The organism is Vreelandella profundi (assembly GCF_019722725.1).
Lineage (GTDB): Bacteria > Pseudomonadota > Gammaproteobacteria > Pseudomonadales > Halomonadaceae > Vreelandella > Vreelandella profundi.
On sequence record NZ_CP077941.1, the window covers coordinates 2,256,148 to 2,282,992 of the forward strand.

24 protein-coding genes are annotated in these 26,845 nt (G+C 53.7%); 11 read left to right on the top strand and 13 right to left on the bottom strand.

Features of this window, described 5'->3' with window-relative positions; translation table 11 throughout:
• Positions 1 to 20: 20 nt before the first annotated feature.
• Positions 21 to 794: a TlyA family RNA methyltransferase gene (locus KUO20_RS10400; RefSeq protein ID WP_235039800.1), complete on the top strand. Its 774-nt coding sequence runs from the start codon at positions 21 to 23 to the stop codon at positions 792 to 794.
• Here the strand turns inward: KUO20_RS10400 and mscK are convergent.
• Positions 791 to 4,153 carry a mechanosensitive channel MscK gene (gene mscK / locus KUO20_RS10405; protein ID WP_275415634.1) on the bottom strand — a complete coding sequence of 1,121 codons (3,363 nt, stop codon included), beginning with the start codon at positions 4,151 to 4,153 and terminating at the stop codon, positions 791 to 793. The genes KUO20_RS10400 and mscK overlap by 4 nt on opposite strands.
• Before the next feature lie 164 nt (positions 4,154 to 4,317).
• Here mscK and KUO20_RS10410 point away from each other — a divergent pair, with 164 nt between their 5' ends.
• The 4 genes from KUO20_RS10410 (at position 4,318) to KUO20_RS10425 (ending at position 6,463) form a co-directional block, all read left to right on the top strand.
• Positions 4,318 to 5,361 (top strand): phospholipase A, encoded by a 1,044-nt coding sequence (locus tag KUO20_RS10410; RefSeq protein WP_235039801.1) that lies wholly within the window; start codon positions 4,318 to 4,320, stop codon positions 5,359 to 5,361.
• 79 nt (positions 5,362 to 5,440) lie between these two features.
• Positions 5,441 to 5,773: an ElaB/YgaM/YqjD family protein gene (locus tag KUO20_RS10415; RefSeq protein WP_235039802.1), complete on the top strand. Its 333-nt coding sequence runs from the start codon at positions 5,441 to 5,443 to the stop codon at positions 5,771 to 5,773.
• Complete coding sequence (locus KUO20_RS10420) at positions 5,773 to 6,177, top strand: phage holin family protein (RefSeq protein WP_235039803.1); 405 nt, start codon at positions 5,773 to 5,775, stop codon at positions 6,175 to 6,177. The genes KUO20_RS10415 and KUO20_RS10420 overlap by 1 nt, the downstream gene beginning before the upstream one ends.
• Positions 6,152 to 6,463, top strand: a complete 312-nt coding sequence (locus tag KUO20_RS10425; protein ID WP_235039804.1) for a YqjK family protein — start codon at positions 6,152 to 6,154, stop codon at positions 6,461 to 6,463. The genes KUO20_RS10420 and KUO20_RS10425 overlap by 26 nt, the downstream gene beginning before the upstream one ends.
• 187 nt (positions 6,464 to 6,650) lie before the next feature.
• Here the strand turns inward: KUO20_RS10425 and KUO20_RS10430 are convergent, their stop codons facing one another.
• Positions 6,651 to 7,835, bottom strand: coding sequence for a BaiN/RdsA family NAD(P)/FAD-dependent oxidoreductase (locus KUO20_RS10430; protein WP_235039805.1), 1,185 nt, complete (start codon positions 7,833 to 7,835; stop codon positions 6,651 to 6,653).
• A gap of 93 nt (positions 7,836 to 7,928) precedes the next feature.
• Between KUO20_RS10430 and KUO20_RS10435 the strand changes: the two genes are divergently transcribed.
• Positions 7,929 to 9,011: an efflux RND transporter periplasmic adaptor subunit gene (locus tag KUO20_RS10435; RefSeq protein ID WP_235039806.1), complete on the top strand. Its 1,083-nt coding sequence runs from the start codon at positions 7,929 to 7,931 to the stop codon at positions 9,009 to 9,011.
• A complete protein-coding gene (locus KUO20_RS10440; protein WP_235039807.1) occupies positions 9,011 to 12,163 on the top strand; it encodes an efflux RND transporter permease subunit in 3,153 nt (1,050 codons plus the stop codon). The genes KUO20_RS10435 and KUO20_RS10440 overlap by 1 nt, the downstream gene beginning before the upstream one ends.
• 68 nt (positions 12,164 to 12,231) lie before the next feature.
• On the opposite strand, the gene KUO20_RS10445 is transcribed toward KUO20_RS10440, so the two are convergent.
• Positions 12,232 to 12,660: a DUF3617 domain-containing protein gene (locus KUO20_RS10445; protein ID WP_235039808.1), complete on the bottom strand. Its 429-nt coding sequence runs from the start codon at positions 12,658 to 12,660 to the stop codon at positions 12,232 to 12,234.
• Between the two features lie 129 nt (positions 12,661 to 12,789).
• Here KUO20_RS10445 and KUO20_RS10450 point away from each other — a divergent pair, with 129 nt between their 5' ends.
• Positions 12,790 to 12,999, top strand: a complete 210-nt coding sequence (locus KUO20_RS10450) for a zinc ribbon domain-containing protein (RefSeq protein WP_235039809.1) — start codon at positions 12,790 to 12,792, stop codon at positions 12,997 to 12,999.
• 6 nt (positions 13,000 to 13,005) lie between these two features.
• Here KUO20_RS10450 and KUO20_RS10455 read toward each other — a convergent pair whose 3' ends face one another.
• The 4 genes from KUO20_RS10455 to KUO20_RS10470 all read right to left on the bottom strand — a co-directional run bounded on the left by KUO20_RS10455 (position 13,006) and on the right by KUO20_RS10470 (position 17,213).
• Complete coding sequence (locus KUO20_RS10455) at positions 13,006 to 13,845, bottom strand: ABC transporter permease subunit (protein WP_235039810.1); 840 nt, start codon at positions 13,843 to 13,845, stop codon at positions 13,006 to 13,008.
• Positions 13,846 to 13,887: 42 nt separating this feature from the next.
• Entirely contained in the window at positions 13,888 to 14,796 is a 909-nt protein-coding gene (locus KUO20_RS10460; protein WP_235039811.1) for an ABC transporter permease subunit, read from the bottom strand.
• A gap of 36 nt (positions 14,797 to 14,832) precedes the next feature.
• Complete coding sequence (locus tag KUO20_RS10465) at positions 14,833 to 16,014, bottom strand: ABC transporter ATP-binding protein (protein WP_235039812.1); 1,182 nt, start codon at positions 16,012 to 16,014, stop codon at positions 14,833 to 14,835.
• A gap of 95 nt (positions 16,015 to 16,109) precedes the next feature.
• Positions 16,110 to 17,213, bottom strand: a complete 1,104-nt coding sequence (locus KUO20_RS10470) for a polyamine ABC transporter substrate-binding protein (protein ID WP_235039813.1) — start codon at positions 17,211 to 17,213, stop codon at positions 16,110 to 16,112.
• Between the two features lie 358 nt (positions 17,214 to 17,571).
• On the opposite strand from KUO20_RS10470, the gene ahpC reads away from it, so the two are divergent.
• Together ahpC and ahpF are read left to right on the top strand one after the other, a co-directional pair.
• On the top strand, positions 17,572 to 18,135 hold the full coding sequence (gene ahpC / locus KUO20_RS10475) for an alkyl hydroperoxide reductase subunit C (protein ID WP_235039814.1): 564 nt from the start codon (positions 17,572 to 17,574) through the stop codon (positions 18,133 to 18,135).
• A 118-nt stretch (positions 18,136 to 18,253) separates the two neighbouring features.
• Positions 18,254 to 19,810 (top strand): alkyl hydroperoxide reductase subunit F, encoded by a 1,557-nt coding sequence (ahpF, locus tag KUO20_RS10480; RefSeq protein WP_235039815.1) that lies wholly within the window; start codon positions 18,254 to 18,256, stop codon positions 19,808 to 19,810.
• Positions 19,811 to 19,926: 116 nt separating this feature from the next.
• On the opposite strand, the gene phaC is transcribed toward ahpF, so the two are convergent.
• From phaC to prmB, 5 genes are all read right to left on the bottom strand, one after another.
• Entirely contained in the window at positions 19,927 to 21,798 is a 1,872-nt protein-coding gene (phaC, locus tag KUO20_RS10485; protein ID WP_235039816.1) for a class I poly(R)-hydroxyalkanoic acid synthase, read from the bottom strand.
• Positions 21,799 to 21,911: 113 nt separating this feature from the next.
• Complete coding sequence (locus KUO20_RS10490; RefSeq protein WP_235039817.1) at positions 21,912 to 22,322, bottom strand: phasin family protein; 411 nt, start codon at positions 22,320 to 22,322, stop codon at positions 21,912 to 21,914.
• A gap of 169 nt (positions 22,323 to 22,491) precedes the next feature.
• Positions 22,492 to 22,938 carry a hypothetical protein gene (locus KUO20_RS10495; RefSeq protein WP_235039818.1) on the bottom strand — a complete coding sequence of 149 codons (447 nt, stop codon included), beginning with the start codon at positions 22,936 to 22,938 and terminating at the stop codon, positions 22,492 to 22,494.
• A gap of 75 nt (positions 22,939 to 23,013) precedes the next feature.
• Positions 23,014 to 24,105: a chorismate synthase gene (aroC, locus tag KUO20_RS10500; RefSeq protein WP_235039819.1), complete on the bottom strand. Its 1,092-nt coding sequence runs from the start codon at positions 24,103 to 24,105 to the stop codon at positions 23,014 to 23,016.
• A 13-nt stretch (positions 24,106 to 24,118) separates the two neighbouring features.
• On the bottom strand, positions 24,119 to 25,078 hold the full coding sequence (gene prmB / locus KUO20_RS10505; protein ID WP_235039820.1) for a 50S ribosomal protein L3 N(5)-glutamine methyltransferase: 960 nt from the start codon (positions 25,076 to 25,078) through the stop codon (positions 24,119 to 24,121).
• Positions 25,079 to 25,264: 186 nt separating this feature from the next.
• On the opposite strand from prmB, the gene KUO20_RS10510 reads away from it, so the two are divergent.
• Positions 25,265 to 25,834, top strand: coding sequence for a Smr/MutS family protein (locus KUO20_RS10510; protein WP_235039821.1), 570 nt, complete (start codon positions 25,265 to 25,267; stop codon positions 25,832 to 25,834).
• A gap of 3 nt (positions 25,835 to 25,837) precedes the next feature.
• Here the strand turns inward: KUO20_RS10510 and KUO20_RS10515 are convergent, their stop codons facing one another.
• Positions 25,838 to 26,845: a patatin-like phospholipase family protein gene (locus tag KUO20_RS10515; RefSeq protein WP_235039822.1), complete on the bottom strand. Its 1,008-nt coding sequence runs from the start codon at positions 26,843 to 26,845 to the stop codon at positions 25,838 to 25,840.

Here is a 26,845-nt window from a genome sequence, read left to right on the forward strand (position 1 = left end):
AACGACACACTCATATACTCATGATACGACTTGATCAACTGTTGGTCAGCCTAGGGCTGGCCAACTCACGTACGCGTGCCCAACGGCTGATTCGCCATGGCAGAGTCAGCCTAGCTGACAGTGGCAAAGTGCTGACCAAAGCGTCTGAAAAATGGCCCGACGATACTCGCTTTATCGTGGAAGACGACCCAGAAGAGCGCTACGTATCGCGCGCGGGCCTGAAGCTAGAAGGCGTGCTTACAGCGCTTGCCCTGCGCTTTGACGGCTGCGTTGTTATGGACATTGGCCAGTCCACGGGGGGCTTTACTGACTGTGCACTGCGGTTCGGCGCTCGCCATGTGATCGGCGTAGAGGTCGGCCATGGACAGCTCGTAGAGCAGCTGCGCATGGACCCACGCGTTACCTGCCTGGAAGGCCTCAATGCTCGCTACATGAGCAGCTCAACGACTCTTGCTGACGTTCTTGCGACCCAGCCTATACACGTCGCCATCATGGACGTTTCGTTTATATCCCAAACGTTAATTTTGCCCGAGATTGCCGCGCTACTGCCACCAGGTGGTCAGTTAATCTCACTGGTTAAACCGCAGTTTGAGTTAACGCCGAGCGCTTTGGACAAACGCGGCGTGGTGCGCGACGCAAAGCATTTTGCCGACGTAGAGACTAGCATTCGAAGCGCTTGTCACGCCTGCGGGCTCGCCATTCGCCACTGGCAGGAGAGCCCTATCACCGGCAGCGATGGAAATCGCGAGTTTCTTTTACATGCAGCGAAAGCACCTGCAACGGAAGAAGTTTAGCGTGGATCAGGGCGGAGCACGCTGGAGGACAGCCGCGCGGCGGACTGTACCTTAACCGCATCGCCCTGATCACGGTGTAGCCACACATCCATCTGCTCAAACGCCACGCGAACATTCTCTTCACGAAACAGCTCATCTACCCGGCAGTTAACTTCATCGGCGGCAAACAGACGATCAACTAGGTCATTAACAAAAATTCGCAACTCAAAATTGAGGCTGTGCTGCCCGTAGCTTAAACAGAACACCTGAGGCTCCGGGTCGGTTAGCACCCGGGCGTTTTCATCGGCCGCCTGGCGCAGCAGCTTGTGTACCTTAGGCATATCTGAGCCGTGCGCAACGCCATAGGTGAGCACCACGCGCGTCACGTTATCCGACAGCGACCAGTTAATCAGCTGGTCGGTTACAAACGTCTTATTGGGAATAATGATCTCTTTGCGATCGAAATCAGTCACCGTGGTCGCTCGGATACGAATACGGCTGACGGTGCCATGTAAATTACCTAGCGTGATGGTGTCGCCTATTCGTATTGGACGCTCAAACAAAATGATAAGCCCAGAAATAAAGTTGGCGAAGATCTCTTGCAGGCCAAAGCCTAACCCCACACTCAATGCTGCCACGAGCCACTGTAGCTTGTCCCAAGAAACGCCCAGCGTGGCAAGCCCCATCACAATCCCCGTGCCCACAATGGTATAAGAGAGCAGCGAGCTAATCGCATAGGCGCTTCCCTGCTTCAACGACAGCCTGGATAAAACCATCACTTCCAGCAGGCCGGGCAGGTTTTGCGCCATAATAAAGGTAATAGCAACGACTAGCAGTGCGGCAAAGACGTCGGAAATGGACAGCACGCTGTCGACTAAATCGCCCTCTTGAGACTCCCAAAGCGATACGTGGTCTAAATAACCAAGCACTGACAATAAGTCTGCCCACACTAAATAGAGCAGCGCGCTGAAGCCAATCAGCACAATCAACTTGGAAAGTCGTAATGACTGGCTGTTAATTTGCTCCATATCGAGCGGCGGCTCTTCTACTACCTCAAGCCCGCCCTCAGCGCCTTCCTGCACCTGAGCACGGCGGCGAGCCAGCGCACGGCGATAAGCAAGCCGTCGCGCGGCAACGGCTAAGCTTCTTACCAGCGTCGCCTCCACGACCACCCACAACCCCAGCAGATAAAGCGTAATGGCAAACCGACCCACTAAGCGCAGCGCGGTATATTCGTATCCCCACACCACAAGGCCAAGCAACATCAGCGGCACCGCTGCCATCGCAAGCCCTAGCAATAAGCGAAATAGCCGCACGCCAAACACCGGGATATGCGCCAGTATTAACTGCGCCAGCCACCAACTCATGGCCAATAAGCCAAACGACAGTAGCGCAAAAGCGACGGGGCGAAGCGCTAACGGCGTTTCCATTTGTTCAGACATTGTCGCAATCGCAATGACCGGCACCAGGGCAACGCCTAAGCCTCCCAGAAGTTGACGCAACCGCGCGGTATATTGCGGCGACCAGGTAAAGTGGCGCTCTGCGACGCCATCCGCGACCAGCAGCCTGCGTATCCATGCCACCACGCCCCAGCTCAAGGCCAGTTGAAGCAACCCAGGCGCAACGCTAGTGGCTAGCGGCCCAGCCGCTTCAAGCAGCCCGATGCCAATGCCGGCTAACGCGAGCGGACCTGGAAGTGCCAGCAGTGCATTGAACAGTACTGCTTTAGGAGTATGCAGCTGAGTGTCGCTTTTCAGTCGGCCAATTTGCGAATGTATGTCGGCCAGGCGCGTTTTGATCTTACGCCGTAACCCCATTAGCACGAGGCCAAGTAAGAAAATCGGCGCTCCCTTTAACACTTCCCAAGAAAAGCCCTGCCAGCGGGTAGGCAAAATAGCGCGCCACTCACCTTCACTCCACTCTACAAATAAATTGTGAGGCAATTGCCGCAGCCAGTTAAAGTCCAGTGGGCGACTATTGGCGACCCAGAAAAGCTGCTCATCAATCGTTTCGCGCAGCTCACTTGCGGTAATAATCAGCTGCTGCTGATTCAACTGAAGCTCAATAGCCGCGCTTAACAGGCTTCCATAGGACTGCTCTAACTGCTCAACCAGCTCACGTCGCGACTGATACAGGCGAGAAAGTGAGTCTACCAGCCCAGGCGTCGCCTCAATGCCCTCCTCTTCTAAGCGCGTCTGGGCAAACTGCGCGCTCTGACGAAGCTGGTCTCGCTGGCGCACCAAATCAAACTGCTTTAAACGCAGGTCCGCTATTTCATCCTGTAAGTCGCGCCGCACTGATAGAGGCGGCAGCGACTGGCGCTGTTCACGCAGAATGCGCGACAGTAGCTGACTACCGCGTATCGCATCAATCTGTTCATTAAGGCTGCGCTGCAGCTGTCGAACATGCTCTAACTGACGCTGGGCTTCTATATTTTCACGCACAATGCTGTTAGCACGATCCGTTGCGCGCAACAGCTCTTGGCTTAAGGTTTGATTGGTTTTCTGTACTTGCAGCACCACCGGATGCCCGGCGGCAATTAACGGGTCGTCGCGCGCGGCATCAGCGATGGCCTGTTCAGAGGCTAGGCGCCGCTGCTGATCAATCACGCCTTGCAGCATGCCCAGCTGCCGCTCTTGGTAATCAATCTGCAGCATGAGCACGTCTCGACGCTGTTGAGCCAGCTCACGTAGCCGGCTATTTGCGCTCAGCTCACGCTGATTAAAGCTCACTTCACGATCGGCCAGCATTCGCTCGAGGCGCAGTTGAATCAGCGCCGCATCATTTAATGCAGAAAGTTGTCGATCTGCTAACAAAGCCTCGCGCTCATCATGCTGTCGGCGTAAACTCTCCGCGCGCTGAAGTGTTTCAGCAATATTTTGCTGGGCACGCTCAGGGAGCGTCTGGGCAGTGAGTAGCTGTGAATTCACTTCGGCTAGCTGGCTTTGTAGCTGCTGAAGCTCGACCACTGCCTGCGTTTGCATTGTTTCTAGCTCGTCAAGCGGCCGGTCGCTTAAATTAGCCACTGAAAGCTGCTGGGAGGCTTCTTGAGCATCGCTTAAATCACGCTGTAAGCTCGCCAGTAGCTCAGGGGCCTGCTCAACGCGAGAGTCTAAGGCATTCAACCGCTCATCAACGGCCGCCAGCCGCTCGTATGCATCTAGCGCCGCCTCTAAGGCTTTTTTATCGCTAGCCTGCTGATTCGTTAACGCTCCTTCATTCGATTCTAATAGAGCGAGCCTTGATGCCAGTTCAGCTTGTTCGGGCACGCCTTCAAGCATATCGGCCTGGAGCGAAGCGTACGTTTGAGTGATGGCGGTGCTGCTTATTATCAGCAGTAGCAAACACGCTATTAACCATTTACCGGCGTCTCTAACCACGTTACTTATGCCTCGTTGACATCGAAAGCTCCGCACACACGGATAATGAACCCATTGTCAGACGTTCTGATACCCAGCGCAATCAGAGGTATTGACTTCACGATGTAGCGTGATAGAAACAACCTTGGCATTTGCCTCTTTTACTCATTTTGCGAGCCACCTTGATGGTCATCCGAAAACGGTCGTTGCGAAAATTTATTACTCTGTTTAGCCTCGCCACTGTTGTGAGCGCCGCGAGTGCAAATGCCTTTGCTGAATCAGAGGCTGAAATTGAGGCGCGCATTAATGCCCTCAACGCCGAACTGTATCAGCTTCGCCAGCAGCTTCAGCAAGTAAAAAGCCCCGAAGACGCAGCACGCGGCTTACCGGCTGAACCGCTGCCACAGGAAGTAGCGCTGGAAGATTTAAGTGAGCGCCGCCAGCTTGAGGAGGAGTCCAGCCGAAACCCGTTCTCAATCACAACGCACCATACAAACTACCTGTTCCCGTTCAGCTATAACGCCAATCAGGACGACGAAAACTTTCGCAACATCTCTGAAGATGGCACGGTGAATAGCGTGGAATTGAAATTCCAATTCAGCGCCAAGTTTAATCTCGCCGAGCAGGTATTTGGTGACTATGGTGATGTCTTTTTTGGCTACACTCAGCGCAGCTGGTGGCAGGCCTACAACACCGAGGCCTCATCACCATTTCGGGAAACCAATTACGAGCCTGAAATATTCGTCGATTTTGATAATACCTGGAGCGCGTTAGGCTGGGTGAATACCCTCAACCGTATATCGTTTAATCATCAGTCTAATGGCCGCTCAGACCCACTTTCACGTAGCTGGAACCGGGTCTATTTGGAAAGCACCTTCCAGAGCGGTGACTGGGCCTTCACCGTGGCGCCGCACTGGCGGGTGCCGGAGTCAAAAGACGATGACGATAACCCAGATATCGAACGTTTTATGGGTTACGGCGACCTCCGCCTAGCGAAACGTCTCAACAATAATCATGAAATGAGCGGCCAGCTGCGCGGCAATCCGAGCACGGGCAACTATGGCACCCAAATTGATTACAGCTGGCCGGCGTTTAATAGCCTGCGGGCGCATGTTCAGTACTATTACGGCTATGGTGAAAGCCTGATAGATTATGACAATCGCGTTCACCGGCTGAGTATTGGTTTTAGCTTAAACCCATTATTTAGTGCGACAGGCCTGAACCGATAGCAGCATTTACTTGTCTCTTACGATGTGGCTGCTATGCTTATAGCAGCCTTAATCATTCACTCGTCAAAGGAAAGACACCATGGCTAAACGTCAACTCCCCTTCTCTTCTCAGTCAGATCAACTTAAAGACGACTTGCGTCATTTGAGTGAAACTGTTGAAGAACTTATGAATGCGACGGCAAAGGACGCTAGCGGTGAGATGAACGACCTTCGCTCGCGTGCCGAACGCCGCCTGAAAGATACCCGCGCCCGTTTGGAAGCTCGCGGTGAGCGTATCTATGATGAAACGCGTGATTCACTGAATCACCAAGCCGATGCCTGCGATCGTTACGTCCATGACAACCCCTGGACAAGTATTGGTATTGGCGCAGCAGCAGGCCTAGTTGTGGGTATGCTGCTCGGTCGTCGCTAATGGCCTTGGGTCCTACCCAACGCGTCTTCTCTGCCGCCAAACGCTTGCTGAACTCGCTAATTGCTAATAGCGAAACCCGCCTGCGTTTGGCGGTACTAGAATTAGAAGAAGAGCGTTCTCGCCTAGCCGTTTTGCTTCTTTTGGCAGGGGCGAGTTTGGTGCTGCTGCTACTAGGCATTGCCACCTTGACGGCACTGGTTGTTGTGCTGTTTTGGGATACCTACCGCTTAACGGCTATTGGTATCAGCGCCGCCGTTCTGATAGGCGCCAGCTTGCTACTAGCGGTCATTGCTATTCGCCAGTCTAAGCGTCATTCGCTCTTGAAAGAAACGCTTAAACAGCTTGCGGCTGATAGGACGTTACTTGAGGAGCCCGGTAATGAAACCATCCGCAAAAACAGCTAAACCGCCAGCTCAGCCTCAGAGTCGCTCTCAGCGCAAAGCAGAGCTACTTGCTAAGCTGGAGCAGCAGCGTGTGGATATCTTAATAGAAAGCACGTTTTTGCAGCAGGCCACCTCACCGCTCGACAGGAGCTGGAAAAGTTTCAAGCTACCTCTTTATATTATAGGCGGGGTTGCTACGCTGAAATTGGTGCGCCATCCCGGAGGCGCTATGGCGGCAGGCAGAAAAGCGCTTGCGGGCTATATGCTTTTTAAAAAGCTTAAACTGTTAGCCAAAGTGGCCACTTAATTAGCCAATGATGCTCTAGCGTAGCCGCAGGCTTTATCCAATGTTGAATAGGCTAAAAGGCATCGTTAGCAAGCCGCTGATTGGCGTGATTCGGCGAAAAGACTTCGTTTACTTGCTGTAAACGAGAATTTTTCGCCGATTTTCGTTATAACCAATGATTTAAGCACAGCAATCCATTGGCCAGACCCTAACAGGATTGCCCACAGGCTACGCCACTGGCCCACGCCCACTGGAAGTTGTATCCCCCCAGTTCGCCCGTCACATCCAAAACCTCACCGATAAAACGCAGTTGCGGCAAGCCCTTAACTTCAAAGGTCTTTGACGACAGCTGATCGGTATTAACACCTCCCATCGTCACCTCTGCAGTCCGCCACCCTTCGGTGCCCGCTGGCTTTAGTTGCCAAGCATTCAGCCTATGCGCCCACGCATCCAAGGCCTGATTAGAGTAGTGAGCCAACGGCTGTGCGGCATCATCCTCGGGATACCACTCTAATAATGATTGGGCCAGGCGTTTAGGGAAGCGTTCGCCTAGCCATGTGGAAAGCTGGCGTTTGGGCGTATGCAGGCGAGCATCGCGCAAGGCATCAGCCGCGTTTTCACCCGGGAGTAAATCAATGCTGATACCCTGCCCTGGCTCCCAAACGCTGGATACCTGCAGCATGCCGGGGCCTGATAAACCGCGGTGGGTAAATAACATGGGTTCTACAAATCGGCGTTCGCCGGCACTTACCGCCACCGGCACACTGACGCCTGACAGCTGGGCCGCGCGGTCTTTCCATGTATCGCTTAGCGTAAAAGGCACTAGCCCAGGCCGCGTCGTTAAAACGTCTAAACCAAACTGACGGGCCAGGTCGTAGCCAAACCCTGTCGCACCCATAGTAGGAATCGAAAGCCCGCCGGTGGCCACCACGACCACGCCAGCATCAATCGCGCCCGCCGACGTGTTAAGCCGCATAGCGTCGCCTTGTTGCTCTACGGCGCTGATCTGTGTACTCAGCTGAATATCAACCCCTGCCCATTCGCACTCGGTTATCAGTGTGCGAACGATTTCTTTGGCCGAGACAGCGCAAAATAACTGGCCTGGTGTTTTCTCGACGTACTCAACACCGTGCCGTTCTATCAGCTCAACAAAGTGCTCAGGACGGTACCGTTGAAGTGCCGAGATGCAAAAGTACGGATTTAGGGAGTAAAAGTGCTGTGGCGTAGTGCCAAGATTGGTAAAGTTGCAACGGCCGCCGCCGGACATCAAAATCTTTTTGCCCGCTTTATTCGCATGATCAAGCACTAAGGTTCGTTTGCCGGCATAGCCCGCTTGAGCAGCACACATCAACCCAGCGGCTCCAGCGCCGATAACGACAACGTCATAAATCATAAAAAACTGCTCATAAAAGGGCCACTTACTCTGTACAAACAAACATTCTAACAGGGTCCGGGCTTAAAATTATTGACTAACAATGAGATAAATATGCACTTTCCCTTTCGCCGACGACTATTTTCGCGACTCATTCTAGTTACTCTCACCCTACTGTTATCCAGTGCAACGTTTGCTCAACTACCCCCCTCGGTCATCGGCACGCGCGCGGTTATGACCACATGGTCGGATCCTTTAGAAGCATTAGGCACGCTCAGTGCGGAGGAAAGCGTCGTGCTATCCACCACGGTGACCGAGATCGTTGCCCAGATCAATTTCGAAGACGGCGAGCAGGTTGAAGAAGGGCAGCTACTCATCCGCTTGGATGATACCGAAGAGCAGGCTCAGCTAAGATCCTCTCAGGCACTACGCGATGAAAGACGCAATACCTCGACACGCGCCTCTCAATTACAAGAACGTAACTTGGCAGCCAGAGCCGACGTTGAAGACAGCCAATCGCGGCTGCGCCAAGCAGAAGCCGATATTCAAGCCATAGAAGCCCGGCTGGCAAATTATCAGCTGCGCGCCCCCTTCAGCGGTCGCGTTGGGTTTCGCAATATCAGCATCGGCGCGCTGGTAACACCAGGAATGGAGCTGGTAACGCTCGATAAACTCGATGTAATGAAGCTCGACTTCAGCGTACCGGAAGTGTTTCTAGGCCGAATCTCTCCAGGCCTAATGCTACATACCGCCACCGCCACGTACCCTGACGATATTTTTAACGGTCAAATCGCCACCATTGGCACACGCGTGGACCCCGTTACGCGCAGCGTTAATGTGCGCGCAATACTCGACAATGCCGATGGCCGGCTACGGCCGGGAATGTTAATGCAAGTCATTGTTCAGCAGCGGGTCCGCGACGCGGTGGTGATTCCAGAAGCCGCCATTGAGCCCAGCGGTGACCGCCACTCCATCATGGTCATCGAGCAAAGCGAAGGCAGCACGCGCCTAACCAAGCGGGTTGTTTCGATTGGAGAAAGGCGTTACGGCGAAGTTGAAATTCTCGAAGGCCTGGCCGCCGACGAACTCGTGGTGGTTCATGGGCTGCAGCTTGCCCGGGACGGCCAAGAGGCACGTCTGCTTGGTATCGTTGATGATGAAACCAGCCTTCGAGCGCTGCTAGAGGCTGACCGCTAATGCGATTATCGGATATTTCCGTTCAGCGGCCGGTGCTAGCGATGGTCATCGCAGCGCTCATTATTGCCTTTGGTTTAATGGCGCTTAATCGCCTGCCGCTACAAGAATACCCGACCATTGACCCGCCGGTAGTCACGATTGACACCCGCTATCCTGGCGCGTCCGCAAGCGTCGTTGAAACTCGCATTACCCAGGTACTTGAAGACCGCATTGCCGGGGTGGAAGGCATTGATCTCATTACCTCGCAAAGCGAGGATGGCCGCTCTCGGATTGAAATAGAATTCTCTTTAGATATGGATATCGATGCCGCTGCCAATGATATCCGCGATCGCATTTCCGGGGCGCTGCGCAACCTGCCCGATGACGCAGACAGTCCTGAAGTCACTAAAGCCGACAGCAGCGAAGAAATCGTTGTGTGGCTGAGCCTTTCTGGGGAAGACTACTCGATTACCGAACTGACCGACTACGCTAACCGCTTCTTGGTCGACAGCCTTTCTGTTCAGCCAGGCGTGGCACGCGTACGCGTCGGTGGCGGCAGCGACTACGCCATGCGCGTCTGGGTTAATCGCAATGCGCTAGCCGCGCGTGGATTAACGGTCAGCGATATTGAAGATTCACTACGTGCAGAAAATGTCGAACTGCCGGCAGGCTCGATTGAATCACAGGATCGTCAGTTTATTGTTCGCCTTCCGCGCAGCTTTGCCAGTGCCGAAGACTTTCAGCGTCTGGCGCTCAATCAGGGTGACAATGGCTATCTTGTGCGTCTTGCTGACGTTGCACGCGTCGAAGTGGGCGCCGTTGAAGACCGCACGGTATTCCGCTCCAACGGAGTACCCATGGTAGGCCTTGGCATGATCATGCAATCAACAGCCAACGTCATAGAGCTATCTGATGCGGTAAAAATAGAGCTTGAACGCCTGCAAGGTACCCTGCCAGAAGGCATGTCGCTGAGTTTAGATTACGACGCGTCGCTGTTTGTCTCTGGCGCGATTGATCAGGTAGTCATGACGCTATTTATTGCCATGGGCCTGGTTGTGGTCGTGATCTTTCTGTTTTTAGGCAATCTACGCACGACCTTGGTGCCCGCTGTTACCGTACCTATAGCGGTTATTGGTGCGTTTACCGCCCTTGCCGCGATGAACTTCTCGATCAATCTACTCACCCTGCTTGCCCTGGTGCTGGCGATTGGCCTGATTGTGGATGATGCCATCGTGGTGCTTGAGAACATTAATCGTCGTATGCACGACTATGGTGAAACGCCCCTCGTTGCGGCCTTTCGCGGCACTCGGCAAATTGCCTTTGCGGTGATCGCCACCACCCTCGTGCTCGTCGCCGTTTTCGTACCCCTAAGCATGCTGCAAGGCGATATTGGGCGGCTGTTTTCCGAATTCGCGCTCACCATGGCTGCGGCGGTCGTTATCTCTACGTTATTAGCGCTGACGCTAACGCCGATGATGGCCTCCAAAATTCTTAAGCCCGGTATGCATGATAGCCGTATCGGTAAGTCTGTACAGTGGCTGCTTAACGGCACGCAGCGCCGCTATCAAACATCCTTGGAGTGGATGCTCAAAATGCGCTGGCTGGTCGTGGCTATGTTTATCCTGCTTATTGCCGCCACCGCTTGGCTCGCTACGGCTTTGCCGAATGAATACACGCCACAGGAAGATCGCGGCAACTTCATCGTGTTAGTCAACGGGCCAGAAGGCGCTACCTTCAGCTACATGATGGATTACATGGACGAAATTGAGGCCCGGCTGGCGCCCATGGTCGCCAGTGGCGAACTGGAGCGCGTGGTGGTTCGAGCCCCACGCGGCTACGGCAATATTGAGAACTTCAATAGCGGCTTTATTATTGTCAATATGGCCGACTGGGGAAGCCGACGCAGTGCGTGGGAAATTATGGCCGAGGTGCGCCAGACTCTTAGCAGGCTGCCAGGCGTGCAGGCCTTCCCGGTCATGCGCCAAGGCTTTGGCCAGCGCACTCAAAAACCGGTGCAGTTCGTGCTGGGAGGCGGGACCTACGAACAGCTTGCGCGCTGGCGCGATACGCTGATCGACCACGTGCGTGAAAACAATCCGAACCTGATGGCGCTAGAGAGCAACTACAACGAAACCCAGCCGCAGCTACGCGTGGATATTAACTACCAGCGGGCCGCTGCGCTAGGCGTCACCGTCACTGAAATAGGCCGAACGTTAGAAGTATTGCTGGGTGGGCGCAATGTCACCCGCTATGTTGACGATGGTGAAGAGTACGATGTGATTTTAGAGGGCGATCGCAGTAGCCAGAACAGCCCGCGCGCGCTGGATAACATTCAGGTGCGCTCGGCACGCTCAGGTGAACTCATCCCACTGGCCAGCCTAGTCACGCTTTCTGACTTTGCGGGCGCCAGCACGTTGAACCGCTTTGACCGCATTAGATCAATCACCATTGAAGCCAACCTAGCCGACGGTTATCCCCTGGGTGAAGCGTTAGCTTACTTGCAAGAAAGTGCTGCTGAGCTGCTGCCGGCCGAAGCGCAAACCAATGTGGCAGGCGCCTCGCGTGACTTCCAACAGGCCAGTGGCGCCACCGCCTTCCTACTGATATTCGGGGCGCTGGTGGTCTTTTTAGTGCTAGCGGCGCAGTTTGAAAGCCTTATTCACCCCTTTGTCATCATGCTCACAGTGCCATTAGCCATGAGTGGCGCTTTACTTGCCCTACTGCTCAGCGGCCAGTCGCTGAATATCTACAGCCAGGTGGGGCTAGTACTACTGATTGGTTTGGCGGCTAAGAACGGTATTTTGATTGTCGAGTTTGCCAACCAGCTGCGCGATGAAGGCCATGCTTTCAGAACGGCGTTAATTGAAGCCTCAGTGACACGCCTGAGGCCTATTTTGATGACCGCGGTGACCACAATGGCCGGCGCCATCCCGCTGATAATTTCAACCGGGCCTGGCGCAGAATCGCGCCTGGTTATCGGCACCGTGATTATGGCGGGCGTGGGTTCGGCAACGCTGTTTACACTCTTTGTCGTTCCCGTGGCTTACGACCTGCTGGCACGCTATACAGGCTCGCCAGGAGCTGTGAAGCGCCAGCTAGAAGACGAAATAGCCGGTGCTTCCAACACCCTAGATTCAACCCGTCAGGTGCAAAGCGAGACGCCGGAGCGCTAACAGCCGCTGACAAAAAAGGGCGTTCCATCACGGAACGCCCTTAATACAGCATGTTTCAAGCCTGGTGATTATTCACACTCACCGACATGCTCACCTGCAATGACCGTATTCATGCTCAGCTCACCCATTGGAGACTGGGTAAGGATATCGACGTTGCCTTCAATCAGCTCGCCCATAAAACGCATTTCGCCATCAATCGTCGCTTCACCGCCTTCAGCACGGCATACCATGCTATAGGTTAGGCCATCGGCGTTCATATCTTGGTCAAGCAACTCACAGCCTTCTTCTTCTTCGATAAAGCCAAACTCTGACCCATCAAGCTCTTCTTGAGTGATGCACTGGCGCTCGGTTTCCGTTTGATCCGGAATTTCCATTTCGCCACTGATGCTGGTGGTGCTCACAAATTCCCACTCACCAGGCTTCACGTTAGGAGTCTCAGCCAACGCGATCATCGGAAAGGCCACCAGGGCCGCTACTGCCATGTTACGTAACATCATCGCTACTCTCACTGCGTTGCTTTAGGAAACTGCGAATATCCTACCTGATTCCATTCAACGATGCCTCACCTAGCCATCACACTGCTACACTTAAGCATTATGATACACCTGCTTAAAAGGTAGTTAACGATGCAAGACGACGCCCTGGTTAATTATGATTTCCACTGCCCTTACTGCGATTCACCCCTAACCTTTGTGATTGATGTCTCTCAGGGCAGCCACGACACGTGGGAAGACTGCCATCAGTGCTGCTCACCTATCCAACTGCAGATTATCGTCTCGCCGATGAATGGCGAACTTGAAAGCGTTGTGGCGGGCCGCGATGACGACGTTATGTGACGATAACTAAGCCGTGTCGTCCTGCTTAAGGGCCAATTTGCGTTTAGTTTCACTGCGCCGCATAAAGAACCACGCCAATAGCGTCGCTAGCGACACCACCAAAATAATCAGCGTAGCCAGCGCATTAATTTTCGGCGACACGCCCAGGCGCACGGATGAAAATACCACCATCGGTAGCGTATTTGCTCCAGGGCCTGAGACAAAGCTGGCAATCACCAAATCATCGAGCGACAGTGTAAAGGCCAGCAGCCAGCCAGCGGCCAGCGCTGGCGCAATAATCGGCAGCGTGATTAAAAAGAACGTTTTCAACGGCGGCGAGCCTAAATCCATAGCGGCTTCTTCAATTGAACGATCTACTTCGCGTAGCCGAGCGGCCACCACTACCGCGACATAGGCACTGCAAAAGGTCGTATGGGCAATCCAGATAGTCGCCATACCTCGGTCGGCAGGCCACCCAGTAATCTGCGCCATTTGCACGAACAGCAACAGCAACGACAGCCCGGTAATAACCTCAGGCATGACCAGCGGCGCGGTAACCATACTGGAAAGCGCCGTTTTACCTCTAAAGTGCCCATAGCGCGTCATCACAAAGGCCGCTACGGTGCCCAGGCAAACCGCCATGCTCGCCGCGAAGAAAGCGATTTTCAGGCTTGTCCACACGGCCGATAAAATCTGCTGATCCCGGAACAGCTCGCCATACCATTTGGTTGAAAAACCAGACCATACCGTGACCAGCTTTGACTCATTAAACGAATAGACGACCAGCACCACCATCGGCAGATACAGAAACAGCAGCCCAAGCACCAGCATGACCGTCGAAAAGTTAATCCGCCGCACAAACCTCATTCTTTATCGCTCATTATTCATCACTCATTATTCAAACATCCACTATCCAAGTTCCCGGGACTGATAGCGATGGAACCAGACGATGGGCACCAGCAACAGCAATAACATGACGATGGCTAGCGCCGAGGCGACAGGCCAATCCCGGTTAAGGAAAAACTCCTCCCACAGCACTTTACCAATCATTAACGTATCGGGGCCGCCAAGCAGCTCAGGAATGACAAACTCCCCTACTGCCGGTATAAACACCAACATTGAGCCTGCCACAATGCCGCCCATCGAAAGCGGTAGGGTCACTTTAAAAAAGGTATTCAGCTTACGCGAACCAAGGTCGGCCGCGGCTTCAAGCAGCGAGTTATCCAAGCGCGTGAGATGGGCATACAGTGGCAACACCATAAACGGCAGGTAGGCATAAACGATGCCGATAGTAACCGCGAACTGAGTATTCATCATGCGCAGGGGCGACTCTATGAGTCCTAGCCCCATCAGCAAATTATTGATTAGACCGCTGTTGCTTAAAATACCCATCCAGGCATAGACGCGAATCAAAAATGAGGTCCATGACGGTAGCATCACGAGCAGCAGTAAAAGCAGTTGCCAGCGCGCTGGCGCCCGCGCCATGGCATAGGCCATCGGATAACCAATCAGCAAACAGGCCGCGGTGGAGATAAACGCTGTTTTTACTGAGCCCCAATAAGCGGCGATATACAGCGAATCGGAGAGCAGAAAAATATAATTGCCCACATTCAGAAATACATGCAGGGTTTGATCAGCGTATTCCAGTAACGGGCCATAAGGTGGAATGGCCACCGCCGCATCGGACAGGCTGATTTTGAGCACGAGCGCAAAAGGCAGCAAGAAAAACAGTGCCAACCAAACTAGCGGCAGCGCGATCACCGCCCGACGCCCCAGCTGCAAACGTTTGAGCAGCGCTGAAGAACGAGATGGCTTCATTTAAGGCAATCTCCTCGCATAAAAAAATGCACTCATCTAACGGTTCAACACAATGATGCTGTGGTCTTCCCAGTAGACATACACGCGATCTTCCCAAGTAGGTCGGTCACCGCGACGCTCGGTATTGGCCATACTGACCTTAATCATTTGGCCAGAGGGTGTACGCACGTAATACAGCGAGAACCCACCTAGATAGGCAATATCGTCAACTCTCCCTTCTGCCCAGTTATATTCCGTCGTCGGCTTTTCACGGGTTAACCAAATCTTTTCAGGACGCAGTGCGACCCACACTCGCCTGTCCATCGCCTGGGTGGTAATGCCATGGTCAATATAAATAGGCCGCTCAAGCGCCGGGGCGGCAATCCGACAGTGATCGGCGGCATCTTCGATAATCTCGCCTTCAAAGACGTTCACCGTGCCGACGAACTCAGCCACCATGCGACTAACGGGGCTTTCATAAATATCCACCGGCGAGCCCACCTGCTCTATCCAACCATCGGCCATAATCGCTACGCGATCCGCCATGGTCATGGCCTCTTCTTGGTCGTGGGTAACCATAATGCAGGTAACGCCTACCTGCTCGATAATCTCGACGACCTCTAGCTGCATCTCAGTACGCAGCTTTTTATCCAGCGCGCCCATGGGTTCATCTAGCAGCAAGATCTTGGGCCGTTTCGCCAGCGAGCGCGCCAGTGCCACCCGCTGACGCTGGCCACCCGACAGATGGTGCGGCTTGCGCTTGGCAAAGCGTTCCATATGCACAAGCTTGAGCATTTGCGCTACGCGGGCATCAACATCTGCTTTCGAGAGCTTGTCCTGCTTCAAACCAAAAGCAATGTTTTGCGCCACAGTCATATGCGGAAACAGTGCATAAGACTGAAACATCATGTTGATAGGCCGCTTATGCGGCGGCATTGCGGTGATATTGACACCGTCTAATAAAATGCGGCCTTCGGTGGGTGTTTCAAAACCCGCGAGCATTCGCAGCAGCGTTGATTTACCCGATCCGGAACCACCTAGTAGCGCGAAAATTTCGCCGCGCTTAACCTGCAAGTTGACATCATCCACCGCCAGCGCATCATCAAACCGCTTGCTTAAGCGTTTGACTTCCAGCACGACATCTTCAGCAAACCGCGGGGTCTTGCCCTGGGCGCGTGGTGCAGTCGTGTTGATAGGTGCGGTGGATAAAGCCTCGTTCGACAGGGGCGTAGTGACCATTCGCCACTCCCATCAAAAAGCCCGAAAACCCGAGCGTTTAAAGACAAACAGCGAGACAAGCACGATGCTTGTCTCGCCGCCAGACGATGCAATTATTAATGACCTGATTTAACGCGATTCCAGGTGCGCGTCAGGACGCGCTGAACGTTTTGCGGCTTTTCCAAGGGTACAAATGAATTCTTCAACACCTCGGCCTCCGGGTAGATAGCCGGATCATTAATGATCTCGTCAGAGAGGTATTCATTCGCCGCTAAGTTGGGATTGGCGTAGCGAACGTATTCAGTAATTTCAGCCGCTATCTCAGGGTCAAGAATAAAGTTGATAAATGCGTGCGCGTTCTCAGTATTGGGGGCGTCAGCAGGTACCGCCATCATATCAAACCATAGCTCAGAGCCTTCCTTGGGGATGCTGTAAGCGATAGTGAAATCACGCCCCGCCTCTTGTGCGCGCTCGGCGGCCTGAAAGATATCGCCCGAATAGCCGGCCGCAACGCAAATATCGCCGTTCGCTAGATCGGCAATGTAACGTGAGGAATGAAAGTAGGTAATGTCGTCGCGAATGCGGGTTATTACCTCGCCTGCGGCTTCCAGGTCGTCGCTATCATTACTTTGTGGGTCGAGCCCCAGATAGGACAGCGCTGCTGGCAGCATTTCGATACCAGAATCCATTAGCGAGATACCGCAGCCCGCAGCGCTCAGCGCACCGGTAATTTCTGGATCAAACAGAAGCGCCCAGCTGTCGACTGGGGCGTCTTCGCCAAGAATTTCTTCGATACGTTCGACGTTATAGCCGATACCGTTGGTTCCCCACATATAAGGAACTGCATACTCATTCGTTCCGTCGATACGTTCCAGATTAGCCATCAAATCTGGATCAAGGTTGCCAAGGTTGCTCAACAGCTCATGGTCAAGGGGCTGATAAACGCCCGCACTCAACTGGCGTGTAAAATATTGGCTAGAAGGCACGACCACATCATAGCCAGAGCGGCCGGCAAGCAAGGCGGCATCAAGCGTTTCGTTGCTATCGTAAACATCATAGGTCACGTCAATGCCGGTGCGCTCGGTAAATTTTTCAAGCGTTTCCGGAGCAATGTAATCAGACCAGTTAAACACCCGCACCTCATTGGCGTAGGTAGTGCTAGCCGCTGCGGCGAACGTGATGGCCGCAACGGCCGCGGAAAGTTTGTGAATGTTCCCCATATTACTGCTCCTATTATCTATATCCATCAAGCTATGCGATCTTTTCAACACGGTTCTAAGCGATTATTGTGCCACGTATTCCCCGTGGCAAACTGTCTGCCACTCAAACAGCGTACGTCATAATGTTGGCCGTGCGAATTTTGCGGTGCGTGAGCCCCTATCGCAAGCCAATGTGAAAAATTCTTGTATTCCGCACCATCGGCCCCCACTTAAAAGCAGTGCGGCGACGTCGGCCAGCCCTTCAATAGCTAAATGCTATCAACTGAATGGCTATTCTTAATTTTATTCATTAGTCGTAAGCCCTTAGTATTATCATCACTTCTTAACCATTAACTCATCAATTGCGGAGATTACCTGAATGTCGTTAATCAACACTGAAGTTAAGCCATTTAAAGCAACAGCTTATGTTAACGGTGAATTTGTCGATGTTACTGAAGCCGACATGCAAGGCCAGTGGTCTATCTTTTTCTTCTACCCCGCTGACTTCACCTTTGTATGCCCAACCGAGCTTGGCGACCTAGCCGATCACTATGCCGAGTTCAAAAAACTGGGCGTTGAAATCTACAGTGTTTCTACTGACACCCATTTCACGCACAAAGCATGGCACGACAGCTCTGACACTATCGGCAAGCTGCAGTATCCGATGATTGCTGATCCGACGCTGCGTATTTCACGCAACTTTGAAGTGCTGATCGAAGACGCTGGTCTTGCCGAGCGCGGTACCTTTGTTGTCGATCCTGACGGCAAAATCCAAATTGTCGAAATCAACGCTGGCAACATCGGCCGTAATGCCGAAGAGCTGCTGCGTAAAGTGAAAGCCGCTCAGTACGTTCGCGCTAACCCGAACGAAGTTTGCCCGGCTAAATGGAAAGAAGGCGAAGAAACGCTAGCGCCTTCTTTGGATCTGGTAGGCAAAATCTAAACTGCCTATCGATCTAACCGGCCGCCAAGCTTAGCTTTGGCGGCTAGTGATACCTCAGCACCCGGGTCCTGCCCGGGTGTTCTGTTTCTACTCAGAGTACTGCGAGGAAGCTACTGTCATGCTGGACGCCAATTTAAAATCCCAGTTGAAAACGTATCTGGAGAAAGTGACTCAGCCGTTCGAGATCGTTGCGTCCCTCGATGACGGTGCCAAGTCACAAGAACTACTGGGTCTGCTGCAAGATATCAGCAGCTTAAGCGATAAGATTACCCTGCACAGCGACGGCCAAGATCCCCGCACGCCGTCGTTTGCGATTAACCGCCCCGGCGAAGACACCGGCGTGGTGTTTGCAGGCATCCCGATGGGCCACGAATTTACATCGCTGGTTCTCGCGCTGCTGCAAGTAGGCGGCCATCCGCCTAAAACCTCTGATAAATTGCTGGATCAAATCAGAGCGCTCGACGGCGTAATGCTGTTTGAGACCTACTACTCACTTTCCTGCCAGAACTGCCCCGACGTTGTTCAGGCGCTTAATCTCATGGCCATCTTTAATCCTAACGTGCGCCATGTCGCGATTGACGGCGCGCTGTTTCAGGATGAAGTTGAGTCTCGTGAAATCATGTCGGTGCCGAGCGTATACTTGAACGGCAAGCCGTTTGACCAGGGCCGCATGACGCTTGAGCAGATTTTAGCCAAGGTCGACACCGGCGCTGCTGAGCGTGATGCCAAACAGCTCAGCGAAAAAGCGGCCTTTGACACGCTCGTGATTGGCGGTGGCCCCGCGGGTGCGGCGGCAGCGATTTATTCGGCTCGTAAAGGTATTAACACCGGCATCGCCGCGGGGCGCTTCGGTGGCCAGGTGGCCGATACCATGGGGATTGAAAACTTTATCTCAGTTTCGCACACCGAAGGTCCAAAGCTTGTCAGCGCGCTCGAAGAGCACGTGAAAGATTATGAAGTCGATGTAATGAATCTGCAGTTCGCGACTACCTTTAAAGCAGCTGAGGCTCAAGGCGGCCTGCATGAAGTGTCGTTTGACTCAGGCGCGACGCTTAAGAGTAAAACGCTGGTGCTCGCGACCGGTGCCCGCTGGCGCGAAATGAACGTTCCCGGCGAGCAGCAGTACCGCAATAAAGGCGTTGCCTACTGCCCTCACTGCGATGGCCCGTTGTTCAAAGGCAAGCGCGTTGCCGTTATTGGCGGCGGCAACTCTGGGGTTGAAGCAGCTATCGACTTAGCGGGCATTGTGGGCCACGTGACGCTGATTGAGTTTATGGGCGAGATGCGCGCCGATGCAGTGCTGCAGAAAAAACTTAAGAGCCTGACCAACGTCGATATTATTCTTAATGCACAGAGCACCGAAGTCACTGGCGACGGCAGCCGTGTAAACGGCTTGGTCTATAAAGATCGCACCAACGATGAAAGCAAATCCATTGCGTTAGATGGCATCTTTGTACAAATTGGGCTGGTGCCCAACACCGAATGGCTGAAAGGCTCACCGATTGAAATGACGCCACGCGGGGAGATCATCGTCGATGCACACGGAATGACGTCGGTACCCGGCGTATTTGCGGCTGGCGATGTTACCACCGTGCCCTACAAGCAAATCATTATTGCCATGGGCGAAGGCGCCAAAGCGTCGCTCGGCGCGTTTGACTATCTCATTCGCAATTAACGATTGGGAAATGCAAAAAAAGCCCGCTGGGTTGAACTGTTGAGGGTCAACTGTTGAGGGTCAACTGTTGAGGATCAGCTCAACGTCAGCGGGCTTTCTTATGATCATAGCAGCACTTACGGCGTCGTTGGTATGTCTCCTAGCACCTCAGGGATGGTCATCTTGACGTAGCGCCCTGGCGACGGCTCGATGATCGAAAGTGCGCCATCGCCAGGTTGGCGCACGGGCACCATTTTCTCGCGGTCGGCGTAGCCATTGTCAGTCATCCACGCCTGCCAGTGAGGCCACCATGAGCCCTCATGCTCACTCGCGCTTTCCAGCCACGCTTCATGGCTTTCCGGCAATGCATCGTTGGTCCAATATCCGTACTTATTCTTATGCGGCGGATTAACAATACCCGCAATGTGTCCAGAACCGCCAAGCACAAAGGTTGCCGGCCCCTTAGGTAGCAATGCCCCGTAGTAAGTGCTGTTCCATTTAGCGATATGATCTTCTTTGGTCGATACGAAATAGCTGGGCGTTGAGATTTTGCGCAGATCAATCTTTACGCCATCTAATTCAATGCCGTTTGGTTCAACTAAGCGATTCTCTAAGTACATATGACGCAAGTACCAAGCGTGGGTGCCTGCAGCCAAATTGGTGCCATCGGTATTCCAGTAAAGCAGATCAAAAGCGGCAGGCGTTTCACCCTTTAAATAATTATTAATGTAGAACGACCAAAACAAATCATTTTCACGCAGTAAATTAAAGGTGTAGGCCATTGAACGGCCGTCCAAATAGCCTTTCAACTGCAGCGTTTGCTCAATACCTTCAACCACACGCTCGTTGAGGAAAACGCCGATATCACCAGGATCGCGAAAATCCTGCAGCGTAGCCATATAGGTCACCGACTTCACTTTCCGCCCACGCCGAGTACTCGTAAGGTAAGCCACCGTTGAAGCCGTTAGCGTGCCGCCAACACAATAGCTCAGTAGATTCACCGACTTCTCGCCACAGGCCTGCTCAATGGCATCCATCGCGCTAATGGGCCCCATCTGCATATAGTCGGCCCAGGTGATATCACGCTGTTCAGGGCCGGGATTGCGCCAGGAAATCAAGAACACCGTATGCCCTTGCCCCACTAACCACTTAACCATGGAATTATCGTCACGAAGATCAAGGATGTAATACTTATTGATCCACGGCGGCACCATTAGCAGCGGCGTTTTAAAGGTTTTTTCTGTGGTGGGTGTGTACTGAATCAGTTGGATCAATTCATTTTCATACACCACCGCGCCGGGCGTCACCGCAATATTGTGACCCACACCAAAAGCGCCGCGGTCGGTCATGCGAATATTGATCCCCTCGGCGGAGTTGCCCAAATCTTCGCGTAAGCTCGCTAAACCATCAACCAAGTTCTGGCCGCGCGTTTCAAGCGTTTTACGCATAACCTCTGGATTAGTGGTCATAAAGTTCGTCGGCGCCATCGCGTTCACCAGCTGACGCGCGTAAAACATCAAGTTTCGCTTATGGGTTTCATCCAGGCCGCTCAAGCTTTCCACCAGCTCTTCAACGACCTGGGAAAACAGTAAATACTGCTGCATGATCGCCATGTAATACGGCTCTTGGGTCCAAGCATCGTCTTTAAAGCGGCGATCACTTTTCGCCGGGGTGATCAGTGGTGAGACCTGCTCGCCGGCCATGCCACGCATTGCCTGCTGACACAAGAGCCACTGGTCTTGTAGCAAACGGGTTTGGGTTTCAAATAGTAGGGTAGGATTCTGCATCAGCGACTGCGCCCCGGCCTCAAAGCTTTCACGCATATCGGCATAGATAGGGCCGGCAGCTTCGCTGGGGGCAATACGAGAAAGCAAGTCCTGCATCAGCCCCTGATACTGGTCGCTAATATCACTAAGCTGGATAGTCCAAGCATCGGCTTCGGCCTGAGAAAGCCCTTCAGAGAGTTTTTGAGATATAGCCTGAAACGGATTCTGCCACGCTGACTGCATACTTACTCCCCCTCGCCTACTCGCGGCGCACCAAGCGCTGTCGACCGGCTTGGCCATGGATCAAGATGATCAAAGCATCGCGGCGCCCTTAGGCGCCGCGATGATGATCTCACTCAGCTTTTACGCGATGCCTGGCTAGAGGCTTTGGCCGATGGTCCGCCTTTGGTTGCAGCCTTGGCTTGGTCCGACATTTGCTGTCCGGCTTCGCTAAACATCTTTTCCATTTCAGATTTGAACTGCTGGCTCATCTCACTCATTGCCCTCGCATCTTCCTGCATCTGCTGGGACACTTCGTTCATCATTTCTGCTTGCTTAGTGCTAAAATCGCGCAGCCCTTCAGCATCTTTGATTTCAGTAGCGCTACGCATCCGCTCGGTGCCCATTTGGCTGTAGCGTTTCATAGCTTCCAACTGATACTGGGTCATTTTTTCCATATTGTTGAGCATCAGCGAATTGATTTTGCGCATAGGCTCAAACATTTGACGCGTTTGGGCGTTAAAGGCGTCCGTCATATTGTCTTGCATTGTGTCTGCTCCTCTCGATGGATCCTTGGCATGAGCCTTAGGCTACACATGTAAAACGCCTGGAGTGACTCATAGTGACGCAGCATTGCTGCACTGTAAAAACGCACTACAAAACGAGTAGCCGCTGACATGCGGGTTTGCAAACTACTCTAGAAAGCATCCTTGCCTTCTATCCTTTCGCTCGAGAGCGCGAAGAAGCGGCTGTTTTCGCCTTAGCGCTCTTCTCGCTTGAACTGCCTGTGTCCGACGCTCCTGAAGACGATGCGCCGTTGCGTGATGCACCAGAGCTGGCCTTTTCATCCGCGGCAGTAGAATCATCAGACGCAGCGGCATTACCTGCTTGGCGCAGCATATCCAGCATCATTTGCTGGTAGGTGCCGAAGTTAGCTAAACCCTGGGAAAGCCCTTGTGATAGTCCTTCTGAAAGCCCCTGCTGCATCATCGGCTGTTGCAAGAAAGGCCGCATAAGGCTCATAGGATCATAACCTTCAACCCCGGATTCCATTTGCCGCTGAATATTTTCCAGCAGATGCTTTTGGAATTCCTCGACATCAGGCAGCCCCAGCGATTGGCGAAACTCATCAGGGGTAAGATCAAACTCAACGTTAATCTTCATAGGCGGCTCCTGCCAAGTTTTACCGACACTCGTTTTATCTGAGTGTAGCAGCGATAGGCAAATTTCACCGTGGCTTTAACGCTGCGTTAAACGCGGTGTATCAACGCTAACGTCGCCATTTTGGCCCCGCTGGCGCAACCAGTGGTCCAGCAACGTTATGGCCATCATTGCTTCGGCAATCGGCGTCGCGCGAATACCCACGCAGGGGTCGTGTCGCCCTTTTGTGATCACTTCAACCGCTTGACCATGCACATCAATAGAGCGGCCCGGCGTGGTAATGCTCGACGTCGGTTTTAGCGCCAACCGTGCAACGATTGGCTGACCGCTGGAAATACCGCCGAGCACGCCGCCGGCATGATTAGACAGAAATCCTTCAGGCGTCATCTCATCGCGATGTTCGCTGCCGCGCTGGGCAATACACCCAAAGCCTGCGCCGATTTCAATGCCTTTGACCGCATTGATGCTCATCAAACCATGCGCAAGCTCAGCGTCCAGGCGGTCAAATACCGGCTCACCCAGCCCCACGGGAACACCTTCAGCAATCACGGTAATTTCAGCGCCTACCGAGTCTTGATCACGCCGCAGTTGATCCATATAGGCTTCAAGCTCGGCTACGCGCTCTGGGTCAGGGCAGAAAAAGGCATTTTGCCCTACCGACTCCCACTGTTTGAAATCAATTTTGATCGGCCCTAGCTGACTCATATAGCCACGAATCTGCACCCCTTGAGCCGCCAAATATTTCTTGGCGATGGCCCCGGCGGCTACCCGCATCGCAGTTTCTCGGGCACTGGAACGCCCGCCGCCCCGATAGTCGCGGTGGCCGTATTTATGATGATAGGTGTAGTCCGCATGTGCGGGGCGGAACTGGTCTTTAATTTTCGAGTAATCGTTAGAGCGCTGATCGGTGTTTTCAATCAGCAAACCAATCGACGTGCCGGTGGTTTTACCTTCAAAAACGCCTGAGAGAATGCGCACCTGATCCGGCTCTTTGCGCTGGGTCGTATGCCGCGAGCTTCCCGGCCTGCGGCGATCCAAGTCGTGCTGCAGATCCGCCTCGCACAGCGGAAGCCCTGGCGGGCAGCCATCAACGATTGCGCCAAGCGCGGTGCCGTGGCTTTCACCAAAGGTTGTGACACTGAAGAGTTTGCCAAACGTATTGCCAGACATGGCCGTTAATTCCTTACACGAAAGACGCCGCATGGGCGTCGAGTTCAGCGGCGCTCAGGACAAACACGCCCTGGCCGCCACGCTCGAATTCAAGCCACAAAAAAGGAACATCCGGAAATGCTGCTTTCACATGGCAATCTGAGTTACCGACCTCAACGATCAGCCAGCCCTCGTCGGTTAAGTGTTGCCGCGCTTCACTCAGTATACGCCGCACAATATCCAAACCGTCACTACCTGCACCCAGTGCCAATGACGGCTCATGGCGAAACTCAGCGGGCATCAGCGCAAGATCACGCGCATCGACGTAGGGTGGATTAGAAACAATCAAATCAAAGCGCTGGCCTTCCAGGCTATTGAAGACATCCGACTCTAACGCGCGCACGCGATTGCCCACATCGTGGCGGGTAATATTTTGTCGCGACACGGCTAAGGCATCTTGGCTAATATCCGCCAGCGCCACTTCGCAGGTGGGTAGATACAGCGCCGTGGCAATGCCAATACAGCCCGAGCCCGTGCATAGATCTAGCACCTTAGCGGGAGGCTCTTCTGGAAACCAAGCCGCAAAACCATCTTCAATTAACTCAGCAATTGGTGAGCGTGGGATCAGCACGCGCTCATCAACGTTAAACGGATGACCGGCAAAAAAACTTTCACCTAGCAGATAGGGCAGCGGACGACGCGTGGTAATACGTTCGCGCGCTAAATTAATAATACGCAGACGCTCAACGGGCAGCAGCCGCGCCTCTAATACACCGGGGTCAACGCTCCACGGCAGATGCAAAGCGCCCAAACAGAGCGCGACGGCTTCGTCCCAGGCGGAGTCTGTACCATGGCCATAATGCAAACCGGCCAGATAAAACTCGCTGGATACCCAGCGTAGGTAGTCGCGCAGTGTGAAGAGTTCGCTCACCAGCGCTGACTCCGGCAGGGAAAGGGTTGAGTGAGAATGCTCAGCGTTAAGATGCGTGGTCACAGCGACTCCTGGGTTAACGATAATCATGGATTCAGCCAGGCCGTGCCTGATAACGCCTTGTCCACATAACGAATAAAAGATTGTACCTTTCACGCCGCCCGGTTCACAGCAACGCTCAGCCCGCTATACTGTGCTTCTTTAGCTGATTCACCGTTTTTACACCTATTTTTCACACCTGAGCCTGCCATGACGCGACGCCGCCACCTTCCCAGTGATGATGATATCAGTGCCTTTCGTGAAGCGTTAACAGCGGCGGGCGTGCGCCGTATCGCGACCAATCAAGCCGATCCTGGCAAGCCTAAACGCGATGTAAACGCACATGAGGCGCGCCGCCACGCGGCGGTACAAAGCGATGCGAAGCAGGTCAGCGGTCGCACGTCGGATGGCCGCGTGGAAGCCGTACGGCCGTCTGAATATCTGGAGTTCAGCGTTGTTGACCTGCCGCTGCGTACCTTTAGCCAGTTAAAGCGCGGCCAAACAGCTTGGCAATCGGGGTTGGATTTACATGGCTATACGCTTGAAGAGGCGCGTACGGAGCTTGAGAGCTTTCTACGCGACTCGGCCAGCCAAGGCCTGCGCTGCGTACTCGTAGTGCACGGCAAAGCGTGGGGTGCCACATCTGATTTCCCCGTACTCAAAAGCCACACCAATACATGGCTGCGCGAATGGCCGGGGGTGCTGGCATTCTGCTCGGCGGTGCCCGTCGATGGCGGCACCGGTGCCGTGTACATCCTGCTACGCAAACGTGGCCTTTAGCCGTTACTCAGCGGCATCCGAAGCAACACTCGGCATGCGTCGCTCTAGCGCTTCATCCGCCAAGTGGCGGCCTAAGCGAATCAAGTCTCTACCGCGATGAAATTCATAGGTGCTACAGACGGTCTTGGGTATTTCAATCAGCACATCGGGTGGATAACCCGCCACTTTGTATTTAGCCAGCGCCGCCTGGGTAATATCAAACGACTCCAAAATCATATCCAGCTTGCTCCACTCACGCTTACCACGGGTTTCGATGGTCTCTTCAGGCTCTTCCTCTCCGTTGTCGCCCAGCCCACCCCAAAGCTTACGCGTCGCCGCGCGCACATCGCCAATCCACTTGCCCATACTCTGATCACGCTCGCGCTCATTGTCACTGCGGCTATCGGCGGCCTCTTCTTCTTTAGGAAGTAATTCCTCTAGCGTCACCGGTAGCGGGCTGTGCGCGGTGACGTTGACCGCCACGACGAAATCCGCTTGGTGTGCCGCCACCACGGGCATAATGGGTAAAGGATTGAGCAGCCCGCCGTCGACCAAGACTTGCTCACCAAGGTGAACGGGCGTGATAACGCCCGGCACTGCGATCGATGCACGAATAGCGCGCAAAAGAGAGCCGTTTTGAAACCATACCTCGCGCTGGCGCACCAAGTCAGTTGCCACGGTTGTCACTGGAATCGACAGATCTTCAATCAAAATGTCGCCTACCAGCGCTTCTAGCTTACTCATCACTTTGCTGGCACGCATCGCACCCATGGGGCTCCACGTCACATCCACCAGTTTGAGCACATCAAAGTAATCCAGATTACATACCCACTCGCGGTACTCCGGCAGCTTACCCGCGGCGTAAATACCGCCAATCAGCGCCCCCATTGAGCAACCCGACACGGCGATAATCTCAAAGCCACGCGCCTCTAATGCTTCAATAACACCTATGTGCGCGTAGCCCCGCGCACCGCCGCTACCCAGCACCAAGGCGACTTTTTTGCCACCGGCCAAGTGAGCCAATTCATTCAT